The following is a 17,833-nucleotide window of genomic DNA, read 5'->3' on the forward strand; positions in this document are numbered from 1 at the left end:
GGCTCCATTATAACAGGACCACCGGACTGGCGGCGGCTCAGGTCATCATTCGCCACAGCACAAGACCTGACACCGATAGGGAGACGAGGGCGAGGACGTAGGCGGAGACGCTGCCGATGGTGGAGCCTTTGCCGCCCACCCAGCGTCCGAAGCGGTAGGTGTAAAAGCCGATGCAGAGCGGAATCGACATGGTCAGGGCAAATTCGAGGATGGTGATGCTAGGCACGTCCGAATCTCTCCTTGCTATCGCCGCGGCGCCGCAGGGCGCCAAGGGTGACCATCAGGACGGGCAGGCCAAAAACCACCGCGGCCCCGCAGGCAACCAGATAGGTCTCGACCAGGTTCACAGCTTGGCCGACATCGGCCGGAAGCAAGCTGAGCGCAAAGCATAACAGCGCCAGGGCGGGAATCGCCGGCCGGGTGGTCGGCCAGTGCAGCCCGCGCGCGAACAGGTAGGCGGCCGCCCATAGGCTCATGCCCATGCGTACAATGGCCACGGTCACCCAGAGGAAGATGAAGATGCTCTCCATTCGTTGCACAAAGCGTCCGAGATAGATAATCCGCGCCAGTTGGAACAGCGGGAACGCGGACAGCTGCGTCTCAATCGCCGGGAACACCATGTTGTAGGTGGCGATAAACCCGGCCATCAGGAACGCCGGCACGACGATGCTCCAAATCCCCACCCGGCGCAGCGAACGCGCATTGTGAGCGTGCGGGTAGACGATGCACAACAGCAGGACGTTCATGAACACCGCTGCGTCGCTGGCGGCGGCGAAGAGGATGTGGTTTACGCCGGCGCCGAAGATGGGCAGCAGCATCAGCGGATGCCACCACTTGGCGGTCAACAGGCACAGCCCAACAGCTCCGACCAGCAGAATGGGCATCAAGAGGTAAGCAATGCGGCAGATGCCCTCCAGGCCGTGGTAGGCGATGTAACCAATGGTGATGGTGTACATGCTGCCCACCACAAGGATGGGCGTGTTGGGAAGGACGGTGGTCGTCACATGTTCGCTGAATTGGCGCATCACCCCAGCCGTTTCCAGCAGAAAGTAGACGCCAATGATAACGGCCAGGACGCTGCCGGCCACCGATCCGAGGGTGTCGACGGTGACCTCGACGATATCCATGCCGTAAAAGTGCTTGCGCAGCATGTTGTCGACGTACAAGAAGATCGCGAGGGCGATGACGGCAGCCAACAGCGGCACCATCCAGGCGGCCTCCAGGGCCATCGCGGTGGCGTGCTGCGGGAAGCTCAAAAACGTGTCCGTGGAGACGAACAAGGTCATCATCGCAATCAGTTCTCTGGTGCCAATGCGCGCCTTCATGTCCGAATTGGCCATCACTTGTTCCTCCTTCGGAACAGACTGCGACGGGCGGCCTTGCGCGTGAAGGGGCTCCACGCCCGCGTTATCGGCTCCTGCCGCTGCTGCGTCTGTGTGCGCAGGTAGGACGGCCGCTGGTTCATTTTGTAGACTGGTCCCCGCACCCACACGTCGTGCGTGCTGGGAGTCACCGGCGTGAGGGGCGAAAGCAGCGGCACCCCAAACGACTTCATCACCGCCAGGCGCACCATCAACATGCACATCAGCAGCGCAATCGCGTAGAAACCGAAAAACGCCGCACAGACCAGGAACACAAAGCGCAGGATGCGTACCGCGTAGGACAGCGCGTAATCCGGTATAGCAAAGGAACAAAGGGCGGTGACCGCCACCACAATCACCAGCAGCGGGCTCACCAATCCGGCCTCGACCGCCGCCTGCCCGATAATCAGCGCCCCGACGATGCCGATGGTGGGACCGACGGCGTTCGGAATCCGGATGCCAGCCTCGCGAATCAGCTCAATCGCGAACTCCATCATGATCACCTCCATGATGACGGCAAACGGAACCCGTTCGCGGCTGGCTGCGATGGCCAGCATGAGGTCGGTCGGGATCATCTCGGAGTGGTAATTGGTGATGGCGACGTAGCCGGCGGGAAGCAGGAATGCGGCCAACAGAGCGACCCAGCGAATGATGCGGCCAAAGGTGCCAAAGGGAAAGCGCAAGAAAGCGTCTTCCGGGCTCTGTACCATGGTCCACAGCACCACAGGCACGGCAAGCGCGTACGGGCTCTGCCCAACCAGGATGGCCACATGCCCCTCGCTCAGCATGTGCGCGATTCGGTCCGGGCGCTCCGTCGCCAAGACCTGCGGGATGAGGCTGCCAGGGTTGTCTTCGATGAATTGTTCCAATATTCCACTGTCGGCCAGATAGTCGACGTCGATAGCCTGAATCCGTCGCTTGACCTCGTCCACCAGCGATTTGTTGGTCAGACCTTCAATGTACATGACGGCCACGTCGGTTTTCCCCACCCGACCAACCGACAAGATTTCCGTCACCAATCGTTCACTGCGCAAAAACGCGCGCACCAGACCCGTGTTGGCGCGAAAGCTTTCCGTGAACGCGTTGTGGGGCCCGCGCACCACTTGTTCGGTCCTGGGCAGGTTGACCGAGCGGTGCTCCCAGCCCTTGCTTTCGACCACCACCGCCTGTCTGCAGCCGTCGACAAAGACCACGGTCGATCCGGCCACCACCCCGCTCACGACGCCCTGCCACGTCTCCACCAGCTCAATCTGGTTGCCGGGCAAGAGTGCTTGCGTAATCGGCTCCATGCGACGGGCGGCGTCGTCCTCCGCCACTTCTGAAAGGAACATCAACGGCTGCAAGATGTGGGTGTTGATGACCATCTTGTCGGCCATGCCGTCGATGAACACGGCCAAAGCCGGCCACCGCCGGCGGCCAACGACAAACTCGCGGACGACCACGTCTTTGTTGGCCGGCAGGTGAAAGAGGGCGGACAGCTCCCGCTTCGCCTCCGTCAGTTCGGCGGGCAGCCGGTCGTCCTGCTCAGGCGGCTGGTGCGTTGCGTCTTCCTCCCGTTGCGCCTGTTGCACATAGTCTTCTATCGCCACGGGACGGACGGGCCGCGGACCGCGCGCGTCTGGCTGTCCTCCGCGCGCAGGAGACCCGGCCTCCGATTCGCCGCCGCTGCCTTGGTCTCGTCCCGCTGCTCGCTTGCCTGCCGCGTCTGCGCCGCCTGAGTCGGCGGATGGCCCGGTGGTCGAATTCCCTTTGGAAGGGTCGTTCGAGTCCTCCACGACCTCGTCGGTTAACACGAACTGCTCAGCCAGGAGCGAATCATCAACCCGAAACAAAGCCTGTATCCATGCTGGGATCTGCACGCTACCAAGCCCCTCACGCTGGTCGAAAATGACAGGTCGCAGGACTAGGTTGCGAAGCGAGGACAAGAAATATGCGGCTTCGCCCGCATAAGAGATGGCCCTGGGTTTTTGTGTCAAGACGTGGGCTGCAGCAAAGTCTTCGGGACAATCGTCACTTCCAGCGTCAACAGACGGGTCTTCGGAGCATAGCGAAGCACTCGCAGCCCATACGGTTGCTGAGGCCGTTGGCTGAAGTTGAGGTCCAGCGCCCGTTCCTCCCCGTGGACGGAAATCCATGCCGGCCACGGCAGGTGGCGGAGGATGACCATCAGGGCGGACGGAGGCAGAAACACCTGGCCGAGGTCGGCGCTGTCTATCCGCAACTCCAGGTTCCCGTTGTGAATCGCCGGAGTGAACACCACGTTGAACGGAACCACCCGATCCGCCAGTTTGGCGCCAAGCTGCACCTGCCACGTGGTTTCGCCGAAGCTCACGCGGGCGTACGAGAGGGTGTCCTTCAAGTCGGGCTGCTCGCTGAGGGCGTAATCCAGGTACGCGTTGACAGCGTCCTGTCCGATGCTCAACTGGATGGTGGCCGGTTTTCCGGCCTGTCGGGCGCTCGTCACACTCGGCGTCGATCCGGCCTTGGGCAGCGTGCCCCACCAGACGGTAACGGCGACCACGACCAGCAAGTCCAGGGCCAGCAAGACGATGAACGCCCGCTTCCAGAACCCATGCATGCCGCCGCCTCCTCTCTCTGCCCAGTCGCCTGGACACGCACCATTTATTCGGGTACTATGAATTTACGGTTGAACGCGAATGTTTCCCCGCATCCAAACCGAAGAAGTGGGTGAGACTCCATGAACGTCAACAGGTGGCGCAACCTGGCCTTGGTCTTCCTGTTCGCTGGATTTTTCGTGATGTACCTGGGCGTGTACAGCAAACGCCTGCTCCCCTACTTGACCATCGCAGGCGGGATTGGCGTCCTCGCCGGCATCCTGCTGTATTTTCGGTTTGGACCGGTCAACCCAAGCATTCGCACCATCCAGTGTCCGCGCTGCGGACGCGACACCCGACCGACCGGCCAGTATGATGCGTGTGCCCACTGCGGGCTGCCGCTGCAGCGGACGCCCTCCGGCACCTATGAACCCTATGTCAAGTGAAGCTTGCCTTCTTTTTGCCGCTGTTTGACATATTGACATTCAGCCTGAACCGGACACACAGCACACTCGGGCCTGCGGGCGTGGCAGACTCTGCGCCCGTGATGAATCAGCCAGTGGTGGGCGGATGACCACAACCGCTTGGGCACCAGCTCGCACACCTGCTGCTCTATCTGCAGCGGATTGTCGCTTTCGGCCAGGCCAATCCGATTGGCGACGCGCGCCACATGCGTGTCCACAGCCAAAGCCGGAACCCCAAACGCCACGGAAAGGACCACGTTGGCCGTCTTGCGCCCTACGCCTGGCAGCCGCGTCAACTGCTCGCGCGAGGCAGGGACCTCGCCCCCGTACTCCTGGATGAGAATGCGGCAGGCCGACACGATGTGCTCCGCCTTGGACCGATACAATCCCAACTCTTTGATGTCTTCTTGTAGTATTTCCGGCGATGCGGCCGCATAGTCCTCAACTGAGCGATATTTCACGAACAAACTCTCTGTCACCTTGTTGACGCGGGCATCGGTTGATTGGGCAGAGAGCATCGTGGCTATCAAGAGTTCCAGCGCGTTTTTGTGGTTGAGTGCGCAACGCGCGTCGGGATACGCTGCGGCCAATTTTTCCAATACCCGCTTCGCCGTCTGTTTCGAAATCCGTGTCATGATGAAACGCTCCTGACCATAGGTTGGCTACCGGGCGGGTGCATACGGTAGCGACGGCGTCTGGCCGCCGCAATACACCCCGCATCGCCCAACGATTTTTGCAAAAGCTCGCGCACCAACGGGGGCATCACCTGCACATCCCGCCCCCTCTGCATCTCTTCGAACACCGGCGCCAACCAGAGATATTCACAGGTGATGACGCGGTAAGCGCGCTCAGGCTCAAGCTCCTGCCCGCCTATGCGCACCGAGCGCACGCGCGTCCCGGCCGGAGTGGCGCATAGCTCCACCTCTGCCCCCGCCACCGCCAGCCAGCCCACCACCGCACCGCGAAAGCCAAAGCCGATGCCCGGCCGCAAGTGGTACTCGGATTGCACAGCCTTATCCAAAACGCGCTGGATCTCCGCGCCCGTCAAGGTCATCAGCAGCGGTCGCGTCGGGGTGGAGCAGGCAGCGAGTGTATGCCGGCGGGTGACCGGCCCCGCCAGCAAACTCGCCGTCAGCGCGCCCGCCATCATCATCCCCATGTCGCAGGGATACGCCTGGAACAGGCTGTCCACCAGCAAGTTGGCAAACTCCGATTCCTCGTCATACGCCACCGGCAGCGGCTGCACCAACTCGGCAATGACCTCGCCGAGCTCCTGTTCAACTGCCGGCAACCACCCGCGGTAGGCAGAGAGCATTGATGCATCGAGCGGGCCGTGGATGTCTATCGGGATCGCCTCGCAGCGGACCTCCAGCACCCGCTCGGAATCCTCGTCCCACACAACTTGGGTGTGGCCGAATGCCAGCGCGTGCTTGCCGACCTGAAAGATGCGCGTCTCCCCCACCCGTTCCGGCTGCTGCATGAAGTGGTGAGTGTGTCCCCCCAAAATGACATCGATGCCCGGGACTTCCGCGGCCAATTGCCTATCCGCATACAACCCGAGGTGGGACAGCGCCACGACAATCTGGCAGCCCGCCGCCCGCAGCTTCCCGACCTGCTCCGCGGCCGCCGCGAACGGGTCCATCGGGGTGGCGCCGAGAAATTCGTACGGCTTGGGGTAGTCTGGGGTCAACCCGAACACCCCCACCCGCAGCCCGCCCGCGCGGAACACGGCCCGTTCGCGCACGAAGGGAAACCGCCCTCCGCCGCTCCGCTCCAGGTTGGCGACGAGTATCATGGTCTCGCATCGCTCTGACAGGCGCGGCCAGACCTCGGCCGGCAGCGTCAGGCCCTCATTGTTTCCGAACACCCACGCCTCGCAGCCCAGGGCGGCCAGCAAAGCGGCGTTGATCTCGCCGAGCGTCCCTTCGCTCTCGGGGCGCATCCGGTCCACCAGATCGCCGATGTCGAACGTGAGCGCCGGCTCTCCGCGCCGCCGCACCGCCTCGCGGCGGGCGCGCAGCAGAGCGCCTAAGCGCATGTAATTTTCCAATCTGCTGTGAACATCGTTGACATGAAACAGGTGAATCCGCACCATGGCACCTCGGTTTTGGCCCCGCGCTTATACTTATGCGCTCTCTTGTCCGTTCAGTCCCAACCGCGCCGCCACCCGGGTGAGCGCGCCGATGACCATTTCGATGTGCTCCTCAAGCGCCACCCCCAGCTCTTCGGCACCGCGATACACGTCATCGCGGTTGACCCCGCGGGCAAACGTCTTGTCCTTCAGTTTCTTCTTCACGCTCTTGACGCTGACATCGCGCAAATCGCGGGTCGGCTTGACCATCGCCACCGCCATGACAAAGCCGGACAATTCGTCGCAAGCGTACAGCGTCTTGGCCAGCAGCGTATCCCGCGCCACCCCGTTGCGGTCGTTATGCGCAAGGATGGCGTGGACAATCTCCTCCGGCCAATCCTGCTCCCGTAAAATCCGCGCCCCGACCACCGTGTGCTGGCTGAGGTCGGGGTAACGCTCATAGTCAAAGTCGTGCAGGAGTCCGGTCATCTCATACGTATCGGGGTCTTCGCCAAACCGCTCCGCGTATGCGCGCATCGCCGCCGCAACCGCGTACGCGTGCCGGCGCAGCGACTCCCCCTGCGTGTACTCGTGCAACAGCGCCATTGCGTCGCCAATCGTTTTCAATCCGTAACGACCTCCCCCATCGCCAGTTGGTAAAACGGAGTCAGGCGTTGGAACGCTTCCTTCACCCGCTGTTCAAATCCGCTTGCCCCCAGCTGGACAGCCTCCTCCCGGGGCACGCGAATGCCGACCAGCAGCTCGCCCTGGCGCGTCTCGCCCAGTCGCTGAATCAACTCGACCAACCGCTCCCTGTCGACGGCGACTGCCGGCAATGCCACAGGACTGGTATGGTCAGGAATCCACACGTAATCCTCCGGTACCCAAGCCTGCACCGCATCCAGTCGCTCCAACAGCCGTCTGGCATACTGGGAACGCAAGGCGGATTCAGAAATCAACCCGAACACGGCGAACGCGTGCGTGCTCCAGGCGCCCACCTGAAAGTGCGGATGCTTCTTGTACCCACGCCGCTCGTGACAAAACGCCACCCAGCTGTCATCCGGCGGGTTCACCGTTCGCCGGGCGTGCTTGGCTACGTGCGCCCAGATCGGCCGCTGCAGGTGGGCGCTCAGGTATTCCGACAAATCCGCTCCCAACTGTTCCAGCTTGGGCCGCAAGTGCGCTTTCAGTTCGGCCATTCTCGGCTCCAGCCCCGGCACTGCGAACACCTCGAAGTCTGCCTCCGTAAATCCGCTGAACTGCACACCCATTCCTCCCTACGCGCGCCGCCCCAGCCGACCACAGGCTGGCTGCCCGCCCGGCATGACGGTCATCATCTGCGCCGTCGGCGGCCACCCGCCAAGCGGCCACGCCCGCCGCGGTGGCGCGGGGAGGACAGCCCAGCGGCAACCGGGACCGGCTCTCCTTACAACAGTAGACGAGAGGAGGATTGTCCGCAAGTCTACCAGCGATGACCCATGCTTCCTATCTCTTTTTTAGTGAAATGTTTCGCTTCTAAACTGTATTGCAGTGCGCGTCCATCTGCGCTTAGAATGAGGAAGAAACTAACTCAACAAGGAGTGCCAGCATGCGCCTTCTCACCCGTTTTTCCATGCAAAACCCAATCGTTATCGCCATTCTCGCTGTCCTCGTGACGGTTGGAGGTATACTGTCGGGCCGCCAGCTCCAGGAAGAGTTGATGCCCGACATATCCCTGCCCATCGTGTCAGTGGTCACCTCCTATCCGGGAGCCGCTCCGGATCAGGTGGCCAGCGACGTCACTGAACCTCTGGAAAAGGCGCTCAAGGGACTGCCCGGCGTCCAGACCGTCCTGTCGACTTCGACGGCCAATGTGTCGGGGATTGAGGTGCAGCTCGACATGGACGCCAACGTGCAGGACGTCGAACAGAAGATCCAGGCGGCGGTGAACAAGGTCCAGCTGCCCGACGGAGCAGGCCAGCCGAACGTACAAGATTTCTCGTTTGATTCTTCGCCTGTCCTGTACCTGACCGTGTCGGCGGACCAAGAGAGTGCTCGGCAACTGCGCGACGTAGTGAACAACACCATTGTGCCCGCACTCACCGGCGTCAGCGGGGTGGCCAGCGTAAGCACAGCCGGCGCGGCCCCGGACCAGGTGGTGATGACGTTTGACTCGGAGAAGCTCAAGAAATACAACCTCACCCTGGACCAGGTGCTGCAGGACCTGCAGGCGGACGACACGGCGATGCCGCTGGGGGCGGCGGTGATAGACGGAAAGGAGCAGCCGGTCCAGCTCACAAGCTCTGTGTCCTCCCTCGCCGACCTGCGCAAGCTGCGCATCCCCGTCCCCGCCAACCCGTCAGCAGGCCTGAACGAGCTGAGCAAGGGCATGCAGCAGTTGGGCTCGGCCGTGGGACAAGTGTCCGCTGGACTCGGTCAAGTCGGCCAGGGGCTGGGTGTGGTGCAGGCTGAGACCGAACTCCTCAGCTCACTGCAAAGCGTCGAGGGGCAACTGTTTGGGGCGGAAATGGCGCTCAACCAAGAGCTCCAGAAGCCGGCGGACGCCCGCGACAGCCAGAAAATTGCACAGCTGCAAGGCCAAATTTCCGGGCTGCAGAAGACGCAAGCCCAGCTTTCCGCCCAACTGCAGGCGCTGCAAAAGCAGGCGCATGCCGGCCAGGGGAATACGGCTGCCGCCAGCCCTGGGACGGCGGCAACGCCGGCGCCGACCAGCAGTGGGGAGCAGTCGAGCGTGCAGAAGACAGTCGCGCTGGGAACGCTGGCCAAGATTGAACTGAAGCAGCCGGACAACGGGTCAATCAACCGGACCAACGGCCGCCCCAGCGTGTTCCTGGGCGTCAGCAAATCCGAAGACGCCAACACGGTTGCGATGGCGAAGGCGGTCTCCGCCGAATTGGCGCAATTGGCGCCGTAACTCCCGCGGGGGGTGCACGTGCACACCTTGTTCGACAGTTCGCAAATGATCACCGCGTCGCTGAACGGAACCATCCGCGAAGCGGTGCTGGGCGCCATATTCGCCGTCGTGGTCATCCTCCTGTTCCTGCGCAGCCTGCGGACCACGGTCATCGCCGTCGTGTCGATCCCGTTGTCCATTCTGATTTCCCTCGTGCTGCTCAATCGCTTCCATGTGACGCTCAACATCATGACCTTGGGCGGCATGGCGGTGGCCACCGGGCGAGTGGTCGACGACAGCATCGTGGTCATCGAAAACATCTACCGCCAGTGGCGGCGTGGCACCGGACGGGGGCGCGAGCTGGCGTTGTCCGCTAGCGCGGAAGTGGGGCGGGCCATCACATCCTCCACCCTCACCACGGTCGCCGTGTTCCTGCCGCTGGGGCTGGTCGGCGGGCTGGTCGGCAAGATATTCTTCCCGTTCGCGCTGACGGTGGTCTGTTCCCTGCTGTCATCACTGCTGGTGGCACTGACGGTCGTCCCGCTGTTATCGTGGCTCCTGGTCACGCGCCGAGAGCCGCGTCGGGCCAGCGAAGATGGGGAGCCCAAGCGGAATTGGCGGCGGCCATATGAACGAGTCCTGGGTTGGTGCCTCGACCACAAGGCCCTGGTACTGGCCGGCACTGCGGTGGCCCTGGTGGCATCGGTTGCTGTGCTGCCGCTGGCCGGCAGCACGTTCATTCCGCAGACGGAAGAGAAGTTTGTCACCATATCCATCAACATGCCCATTGGGACAGCGCGCGCGACCACCGACGCCAAGGCCCGCCAGGTGGAGGCGATTGTGCGCCGCCTGCCCGCGGTGACGCAGATGAACACGCAGGTAAGCAGCGACAGCGGCCAACTGTCGATGAGCGGCACTGTGGCCGGCAGCAATCAGGCCACCATCATGCTGAGGTTGCGTCCGGATGCGGATGTGGACGCTGTCACCAGCAACCTGCGGAGTCGGCTCAAGCCCATCGCCGGTCCGGCCCAGATTCAGGTGAACAGCTTGAACATGGGAGGCTCGTCCGGATCGTTCTCCCTCGTCGTGAGTGGCGCCAAGGAGGAGAGCATCCGCCGCGCAGCCGTGGACATCACCAAGGCACTCGTCGACGTTCCGGGTCTGGCCGATGTCACCAACAATCTGAGCCAGACGCAACCGCAGGTGGAGGTGCACACGGACGCGCAGAAGGCGGCCAAGTACGGCCTTACCGCGTATCAGGTGGGAAACTACGTAAAGGACTACATCGGCGGGAATCAAGTGGGTAACATCCAGTTGCAGCAAAACACGTACGCGCTCGTGGCCAAGCTGAAATCCAATCATCCGCTGGATCAACTGAACACCCTCAAACACCTGCCCATTCCGTCGGCCACGGGCAAAAGCCTGGAACTGTCGGATGTGGCGACGGTGCGCATGGTGCAGACGCCGGTGTCCGTCCAGCACCGTGACGGACAGGCGTACGCAAGTGTAACCGGCACCTTCACCACGCAAAACACCGGGCGCACAACCCAACTGGCGCTGGCGAAGGTGGATTCCCTGCACCTGCCGCGCGGCGTTCAGACGGAACTGTCGGGAGACAGTCAGCAGAAAGACCAAAGCTTTAACCAACTCATTGAGGCCATCATCGTCAGCGTGGGAATTGTCTACTTGGTGATGCTCATCACGTTTGGCGAATGGTCAGCCCCGTTTGCGATTTTGTTCTCAATGCCGGCGGCGCTGATTGGGGCGTTTTTCGGCACGGTTGTCACGCACCAGCCGGTCAGCGTGTCCTCGCTCATCGGCATCCTCATGCTCATGGGCATCGTCGTCACCAACGCCATCGTGCTGGTGGACCGGGTGGAACAGCGACGGCGCGCCGGTCTTTCCATCCGCCAGGCGCTGCTGGAAGCCGGAGCGACGCGGCTGCGGCCGATTCTTATGACCGCCGTCGCCACCATTTGCGCCTTGCTGCCGCTGGCGCTCGGGTTCTCCGAGGGGGCACTCATCTCCCAGGGGCTGGCCGTGGTGGTCATCGGCGGCTTGGTCACGTCGACCTTGCTTACGCTGATTCTCGTGCCGGTCATGTACGAACTGTTGCACCTGCGCCAGCATCGTCGTCAGCAGCAAACGGCCACTCAAGGAGGTCAAGCCTGACCCAGTTTGTGGTCGAGCCGCCGCATGCGGTGCAGCAGTTGGGCGCGCACCCGATCCCGTTGGTGCTCCGGCACCGCGCCGGCGGCCGACGACTGGCCATTTTGCCAGGCTCTCAGTTCGGCCTCGGTGCGGATGCCGCCCGCCTGGCCGCGGCCGACCGGCTCCAGGCTGTCCAGCCGCTGCAGCGCCCGGCGCGTCCAGGCCGCCGCGGCGACGAAGTCCTTCTCTCGGTGCTCCGCCAGTTTCGCCAATTCCACCAGCGGCGCTACCGTCCACGCAAAGCGTTCGGCCATGTCCCGCCACACGGCGCCCGCCTCCGACCAACGCTGTTGGCGCTTGAGCAGCAATCCGCGCAGCCAGCGCGCTTGCCAATCGCTGTCCGGGCACTCCGCCGCGGCCACCAAACAGCGCTCCGCCAAGTCGTACTCTCCCCACTCGCCATACCACCGCGCCAGGGCTGTGTACTCGCCGCCTGTCGTCACCGGGCGGCGTCCGGCCAACACGTCGGCCACCACCGCCGCCAATCGAGCCAGGCTGGAAACATCGGCGGCGTTGTGGTCGCAGACCGGTGCCAGCGGGAGCGGATTGGCATCCGCGAGGAACTGAAAGTAGCGCCCGGGTGCCTCCTTGCCAGGCAGGTCCTCCGTGCGCTGGACGCCGAGAATCCCTTCCTCCACACTGGTCAGGTTGATACGGCCCAACCGCCTGCGCCACAGTCGGCGGCACGGATGTATGAGATCCAGCTGGCGCAGGTTGGGCGGCAGCGACAAGCGATAAAGGGTGAACCGGTTCTCCAACAGCGGCCAGTCAAAGCTGCGCCCATTGTAGGTGACGATGACCGCTCCCGGTTGCAGGTGGCGGCAGGCCAAGGTCTGCAGCAGCGCCGCTTCTTGCGTGTAATCCGCCAACAGGTACTGATGGACGACCCACTCGTCACCTTCCACCTGGCCCACCGCGTGCAAAAACGGAAACGTCCCCGCCCCACTGCCGAGGCCGGTGGTTTCGGTATCGTAAAAGCGCAGCGCCGCCCACAGCCCCGGCGAGGACGGCTGTGTACCGGGCCAAGCCGCCGGCGACGCGGCGAATTCAGCCTCGCCAGTGGCTTCGTCCGCCGCGGCGAGTCGCAGCAGCGTCTCCAGGTCACACTCCATCAGCTCAAGGAATGGCCCCGTCCCGTACCAGGCCAGGACATCGTAGCGCAGTTCGCGGTGCCACACGGGGCCAAACCCGTCGTCCTCCAGGCGGAAACCAAGCCGCTCCAGGGGAGGACGGGGCGACGCGGAAGCTCCGGGCCGGTCGCCGGCCTTATGCTCCCGCGCGCCCACTGGGATGCCGGGCGGAGATTGCCCTGCCCCCATCGTCTCGGCCGCCGGGGCGCCGGCGGCTGCGGCTGCTGCCGCATCCGGGCCCTGGCGGTGGACAGATTGTTCCAAGGCAGCCAGACGCTCAAGCAACGACCTACCCACGCGCGCCCACCCAGCTTTCCTTTACGCATTTGGTCAACAGGGCGCTGACCCAGCCCTTGGCGTCGCCGTCCTCTTCTCCGGGTCCGATGCAAGACGGGCATCCGCCCGTGCAAGAGCAGCCAAGCACCATCTCCAACGCCGTCCCATACACTTCCTCTGCGATGCGGTGGACGCGTTCGGCCAACCCGACGCCTCCCGGGTAGGCGTCATACAGGTACACGGTCGGCAATCCGGTGTGCGGGTCTTTGATGTGGGCTGCGGCGTGCAAATCCGAGGGCATGCACATGCAGTGCAGAGACGCAGCCTGGCGCAACACGTGCGCCACTCCCTTCAACGCGCTCTCCCACTGGCCGCGGTTGGCCAATAGGTTGCTGTCTTGCCACGAGCACCAATACCCGGTTGTGTGCAGTTCCGCCTCCGGCAGGTAGATCTTGCCCCAGCCCAGGTTTTCGTTCGTGTCAAACTTCATCTTCTTGAACAACGTCGGCACCGCGTTGACCATCACCTCGCCGAAGTGGTGCCAGGAGGCGGATGCGTCCGCGGCTGGCCGGCTCTCCATCTCGTCGAGCACCTGCAAGCGGACGGCCAGCTCGGCGTCGGTGTAGTAGTCAACCGACACTGCGCGGACATAGGCCTTCCCGTTCTCCAGGTCCAGCTTCTCCACCTGGTAAACCTGCGATTGGTGCATGTAAATGGCTTCCTCGTGCAGCATCGTCAGCGCGCTGAACCTGTCCATCTCGCCAATCACCACATGCCGCGCGGAGGTCGTATCGACAATGACCACGTTGTCCTGGGCGGCGCTGCGCAGCGAAATGGAATGGCTCGGCAGCGAATCGGCCATCCAATAATAGCGGCCATCGCGCCCCTGGTGCACGACCCTGGCAGACGCCAGGTAGTCGAGCAGTTCCTTTGTCGTTTCCACACCGAATCGCTCTTCCGGTTGAAACGGGAGTTCAAACGCTGCGCACTTCAGGTGATCCACCAAGACCAACAGGTTGTCCGGATATATCCGCGCCGCCTCGGGAGAACGGGAGAGAATCTGCTCTGGGTGGGTGGCGACGTACTGGTCCAGGGCGGAAGCGTTGGCGATGAACAGCGACAGGGAGAGTCCGCTGCGCCGCCCAGCGCGGCCAGCCTGCTGGCGGAGAGACGCGATGGTGCCCGGGTAGCCGACTGAGATGGCCGCTTCCAGCGATCCGATGTCCACCCCCAACTCCAGCGCGTTGGTGCTGACCACGCCGCGGATACGTCCCTCCCGCAATCCCCGCTCAATCTGCCGCCGCTCGCTCGGCAGGTAGCCGCCACGGTAGCCCATCACCAGACCGTCCTCTCCACCCCGCACGCCGCGCTTCCAATATGTGGCGAGCAGCTCGACCTGGTTGCGGGACCTCACAAAAGCAATCGTCGAAATGCCCTCGTTGAGCAGCCGGGTGCCGATGCGCCGCGCCTCTCCCAGCGCGGACCTGCGCAGGCCGAGCTTGGGATTCACAAGCGGTGGATTGTAGATGACAAAATGCCGCTCGCCTTGCGGAGCGCCCGATTTCTCGACCAGGGCCACCTCGTCGCCAATCAGCTTGGCGCCCAATTCCTCGGGATTGGCCAGGGTGGCCGAACAGAGAATGAACTGGGGACGACTGCCATAAAACGCGCATACCCGCCGCAAGCGCCGGATTACGTTGGCCACGTGGCTGCCAAACACGCCACGGTACGTGTGCGCCTCGTCAATCACGATATAACGCAGGTTTTCGAACAGCCGCAGCCACTTGGTATGATGCGGCAGGATGGCGCTGTGCAACATATCCGGATTGGTGACGACGATATGCCCGGCCTCGCGGATCTTGGCGCGGGCGTGAATGGGTGTGTCCCCGTCGTACGTGAACGAGTGGACGGTCGTCGTCAAGCGCCCGATGAGATCCGTCAACTCGGCCACTTGGTCCTGCGCCAACGCCTTGGTCGGAAAGATGTACAAGGCGCGGCTTTGTGGCTGCTTGCAGACGGCGTCGAGCACCGGTAGATTATAGCAAAGGGTCTTGCCGCTGGCGGTCGGCGTCGTCACCATCACGTTCCGGCCGCGCCGCACCTGTTCCACGGCCTCCGCCTGATGCAGGTAGAGGCTGCTTATGCCGCGCCCTATCAAGGCGCTGCGCACCTCTTCGTGCAGCCATTCAGGCAGAGGCCGCGTGCGCGCCGGCCGCGCCGGCTCGACCTGCCAAGCCGCCACATCACGCATAAACGCCTCGTCGCGCCGCCATTCATCGAGCAACAGTGTGAGTTCCATCGGTTCGTCCTAACCTCTTTCGCTTCCTTCGCTCCTGTCGGCCTTTCTACTTATTTCTTATTTCGCGGTGCGCCGGCGAACTCCTGTTCGCACCTCTCTACGAAATTCGGCGCAATAGGTCACGATTGCCCGGCTCTCACATAGCATAATAGTGGGTTTTTACCTGGCAGGGTATGAATCTCGTACACCTTGGAAATAAATGATAGCAGCCGGTAGAAGGAGGAAGTTGTGATGGAAAGTGCAGAACGCTGGACAACGCGATCCGACGCATGGTTGCCCAGCGATGACGAACGGCTGTCTGAGATTGTCTTACATCACATCCGCAGCGGCAGCACGCAGTTGAAAGCGTTCGAGGAAGCCGCGGCCGAATTGGGCCGCACACCGGCCGCCTGCGGATATCGCTGGAACGGCGTGCTGCGCAAGGAACGCCGTGAGGAAATTGAACAAGCCAAGAAGGAGCGTAAGTCCGTACAGAAGATGAACGCGACAAACCCATCCCTCAAAGACTCTGCCAGTGTCATCACGGTTACGACCTCAGAATCGATGCAGGACGTCATTAAGTTCCTCCAGACATTCGACGCTGGATACCAGAAGCTGCGGGCCCAGCTGGAACAGGTCGAGGCGGAACGCGACGAGCTGGCCGCCAAGGTCAGGGAGCTGGAGGCGCAACTGGCGCGCAGCCCGGTCGGCGATCTCGGTCCCGTCACCGCGGAGCAGTTGGAGCAGGACTCGAAAACCCTGTTTGCTATCATGGAGCGAGCGCGCAAACTTCTGGACGGGGACCTGCGCACCCCCCAACGGGACGACGCATGACGGTCAATCGCCGCGGCCCTGGCCGCGGCGCTCCACCCATGCACGCCAGCGGCTGGCTATGGCGGGAGCAAACGGCCCGCTCCGAGTGCGGGCCGCTGCCGTCAGCCAGTCCCGCGCCGCTTGCGCAGCCTCCACCCACACGGCCGGGTACCGACGACTGCGGACACGGAACTCCTCCTCATCCACCACCTGTAATTCGCCCTTCATCAGCAACACGTCGATGTCCAGATCATGAAAGCACACGCCCGCGCCGGATTGATAGACTGGCGGCGTGATGATGTTGCAATAATAGTCTGTCCCGTACGGACGCAGGAGCAGGCATACCTGATAGAATGCCCCGGGCCAAAACATCAGCAGCACCGGGTCCTCGTCGGTCCAACGGCGGCCGTCCGCCTCCACGACCGGACTCCCCGGCGGTACATAGAACACCCACGGGTCATCCGTGCACACGGCCTCCGGCCAGCATCGGTGTGGCCGGCCGTCGCCGTGCAGGCTCGTGATCTTCACCGCTTTCCACCCCGCCCGTTTTCGCGTTCCCCACGCTCTTGCTCATCGGCTCGCCTGTCCGCCCCCTCGGCCTGCGCCGCGCGGATCGACACATTGGGTAAATCCGCCTTCCCGCCGGCTGCCCCACTCGCTACAACCGCGCGCGCATCCGCCTCCTGCACCGCCTCAGGCGGGAGAAAGTCGACGAACAGGCGAATGCGTAACAGGGACTTGACGCCAATCAAGGCGATAGGCCCCACAAACAGCCCCAGCACACCGAGCAGCTTCATGCCGACGTAGAGCGCAAACAGCGTCGACAGCGTATCCAACCCCACGCTGTCCGCCAAAATTTTCGGTTCAATCAGGTGCCGAATCGAAGAGATGACCACCTGAATCAGCAGGACTTTGATGGCCAGGGGCACATCACCCAGGAGCAGCGCCCCGGCCGCCCACGGCACGGTCATGATGGCGGAGCCGAGGATCGGAATCATCCCCGAGATCCCGAACAACAGCCCGAGAATCAGGGCGTAAGGGATGTTGAGCAGCCACATGCCGAGGACTCCCAGAACCGCCGACAGGATCATCAGAATGACCTGAACGCGAATCGTGCCGAGGAAGGCGCGGACCACGTCGTTGACGACCACCTGCACCTTGCTCGACCAACCGGGCGGCAGCACGCCCAAAAACCGCTGATACATCCGCTCTCGCCGCACAAGCATGAAAAAAGTGGCAATCAGGGCAATCACGACCAGGAACGTCCATTCCGGCAGCATCGTCAGGGAATTGAGAATAAAGGACGCAAGGTTGTTGAACCAACCCTCAACGCTCTTGAGAACATGGTTGACCGCGTCCTGCAGCCCGGAACTGACCTGGGGCGGCAGCTGGCCGTATACGTCCATGCCCGCCTCCAGGCGCTGCCTGGCCCATTTCTGTGCCTCCGCCAGGTACGTGGGCAGCTGCGCTGTCAATGTTGTGGCCTCTCTCGCAATCGCGATGGCCAAATAGGTGAAGATGACCAGGAACAGGACCACAATGCCAGCCATCACGGTCAAAACCGCGATTGTCCGTCCCATGCCGATGCGTTCGCACCAGCGCACCAGCGGCAGGAGAACCATGGCCAGCACACCGCCAATGACAAACGGAAAGATGTACGGCCACGCGGCCGCAAACGCCGCACACAAGAGGACGACGAGGGCCAACAGAGAGACCACTTCCACGACACGCCACAAGTACCTGCGCATTTCCGCTTGATTCGACGACAACCTCATGGCCCG

General features: G+C 63.0%; 16 protein-coding genes. 4 read left to right on the top strand and 12 right to left on the bottom strand.

What is annotated here, in order from left to right:
- Positions 1 to 37: 37 nt before the first annotated feature.
- From AK2_RS06755 to AK2_RS17420, 4 genes are all read right to left on the bottom strand, one after another.
- Positions 38 to 226: a hypothetical protein gene (locus AK2_RS06755; protein WP_067932679.1), complete on the bottom strand. Its 189-nt coding sequence runs from the start codon at positions 224 to 226 to the stop codon at positions 38 to 40.
- A complete protein-coding gene (locus AK2_RS06760) occupies positions 219 to 1,340 on the bottom strand; it encodes a GerAB/ArcD/ProY family transporter (protein ID WP_067932681.1) in 1,122 nt (373 codons plus the stop codon). The genes AK2_RS06755 and AK2_RS06760 overlap by 8 nt, the downstream gene beginning before the upstream one ends.
- Positions 1,340 to 3,220 (bottom strand): spore germination protein, encoded by a 1,881-nt coding sequence (locus AK2_RS06765; protein WP_067932683.1) that lies wholly within the window; start codon positions 3,218 to 3,220, stop codon positions 1,340 to 1,342. The genes AK2_RS06760 and AK2_RS06765 overlap by 1 nt, the downstream gene beginning before the upstream one ends.
- A gap of 113 nt (positions 3,221 to 3,333) precedes the next feature.
- Complete coding sequence (locus tag AK2_RS17420; protein WP_067932686.1) at positions 3,334 to 3,939, bottom strand: DUF2140 family protein; 606 nt, start codon at positions 3,937 to 3,939, stop codon at positions 3,334 to 3,336.
- A gap of 120 nt (positions 3,940 to 4,059) precedes the next feature.
- On the opposite strand from AK2_RS17420, the gene AK2_RS06775 reads away from it, so the two are divergent.
- On the top strand, positions 4,060 to 4,362 hold the full coding sequence (locus AK2_RS06775; protein WP_067932688.1) for a DUF2614 family zinc ribbon-containing protein: 303 nt from the start codon (positions 4,060 to 4,062) through the stop codon (positions 4,360 to 4,362).
- On the opposite strand, the gene nth is transcribed toward AK2_RS06775, so the two are convergent.
- From nth to AK2_RS06795, 4 genes are read right to left on the bottom strand one after another with little or no spacing between them, the layout of a single operon-like run.
- Positions 4,350 to 5,015 (bottom strand): endonuclease III, encoded by a 666-nt coding sequence (gene nth, locus AK2_RS06780; RefSeq protein ID WP_067932689.1) that lies wholly within the window; start codon positions 5,013 to 5,015, stop codon positions 4,350 to 4,352. The two genes, AK2_RS06775 and nth, sit on opposite strands and share 13 nt — an antisense overlap.
- Positions 5,012 to 6,472 carry a bifunctional metallophosphatase/5'-nucleotidase gene (locus tag AK2_RS06785; protein ID WP_067932826.1) on the bottom strand — a complete coding sequence of 487 codons (1,461 nt, stop codon included), beginning with the start codon at positions 6,470 to 6,472 and terminating at the stop codon, positions 5,012 to 5,014. Before AK2_RS06785 ends, nth begins: the two co-directional genes overlap by 4 nt.
- 33 nt (positions 6,473 to 6,505) lie before the next feature.
- Positions 6,506 to 7,078: an HD domain-containing protein gene (locus AK2_RS06790; protein ID WP_245632802.1), complete on the bottom strand. Its 573-nt coding sequence runs from the start codon at positions 7,076 to 7,078 to the stop codon at positions 6,506 to 6,508.
- Complete coding sequence (locus tag AK2_RS06795; RefSeq protein WP_067932691.1) at positions 7,075 to 7,716, bottom strand: DUF1054 domain-containing protein; 642 nt, start codon at positions 7,714 to 7,716, stop codon at positions 7,075 to 7,077. Before AK2_RS06795 ends, AK2_RS06790 begins: the two co-directional genes overlap by 4 nt.
- 323 nt (positions 7,717 to 8,039) lie before the next feature.
- Between AK2_RS06795 and AK2_RS06800 the strand changes: the two genes are divergently transcribed.
- A complete protein-coding gene (locus AK2_RS06800) occupies positions 8,040 to 9,365 on the top strand; it encodes an efflux RND transporter permease subunit (RefSeq protein ID WP_067932693.1) in 1,326 nt (441 codons plus the stop codon).
- A 12-nt stretch (positions 9,366 to 9,377) separates the two neighbouring features.
- Positions 9,378 to 11,516: an efflux RND transporter permease subunit gene (locus tag AK2_RS06805; protein WP_281180625.1), complete on the top strand. Its 2,139-nt coding sequence runs from the start codon at positions 9,378 to 9,380 to the stop codon at positions 11,514 to 11,516.
- On the opposite strand, the gene AK2_RS06810 is transcribed toward AK2_RS06805, so the two are convergent.
- Both AK2_RS06810 and AK2_RS06815 read right to left on the bottom strand, forming a co-directional pair.
- Positions 11,507 to 12,982, bottom strand: coding sequence for a ribonuclease H-like domain-containing protein (locus AK2_RS06810; RefSeq protein ID WP_067932697.1), 1,476 nt, complete (start codon positions 12,980 to 12,982; stop codon positions 11,507 to 11,509). The two genes, AK2_RS06805 and AK2_RS06810, sit on opposite strands and share 10 nt — an antisense overlap.
- Positions 12,975 to 15,260, bottom strand: a complete 2,286-nt coding sequence (locus tag AK2_RS06815) for a DEAD/DEAH box helicase (protein ID WP_067932699.1) — start codon at positions 15,258 to 15,260, stop codon at positions 12,975 to 12,977. The genes AK2_RS06810 and AK2_RS06815 overlap by 8 nt, the downstream gene beginning before the upstream one ends.
- A gap of 231 nt (positions 15,261 to 15,491) precedes the next feature.
- On the opposite strand from AK2_RS06815, the gene AK2_RS06820 reads away from it, so the two are divergent.
- Positions 15,492 to 16,073 carry a transcriptional regulator gene (locus AK2_RS06820; protein WP_067932701.1) on the top strand — a complete coding sequence of 194 codons (582 nt, stop codon included), beginning with the start codon at positions 15,492 to 15,494 and terminating at the stop codon, positions 16,071 to 16,073.
- Positions 16,074 to 16,076: 3 nt separating this feature from the next.
- Here the strand turns inward: AK2_RS06820 and AK2_RS06825 are convergent, their stop codons facing one another.
- Both AK2_RS06825 and ytvI read right to left on the bottom strand, forming a co-directional pair.
- Positions 16,077 to 16,580, bottom strand: a complete 504-nt coding sequence (locus tag AK2_RS06825; RefSeq protein WP_067932703.1) for a DUF402 domain-containing protein — start codon at positions 16,578 to 16,580, stop codon at positions 16,077 to 16,079.
- Entirely contained in the window at positions 16,577 to 17,827 is a 1,251-nt protein-coding gene (gene ytvI / locus AK2_RS06830) for a sporulation integral membrane protein YtvI (protein ID WP_083520930.1), read from the bottom strand. Before ytvI ends, AK2_RS06825 begins: the two co-directional genes overlap by 4 nt.
- Positions 17,828 to 17,833 lie beyond the last annotated feature (6 nt).

The sequence above is a fragment of the Alicyclobacillus kakegawensis NBRC 103104 genome, from assembly GCF_001552655.1.
GTDB classification, from domain to species: domain Bacteria; phylum Bacillota; class Bacilli; order Alicyclobacillales; family Alicyclobacillaceae; genus Alicyclobacillus_G; species Alicyclobacillus_G kakegawensis.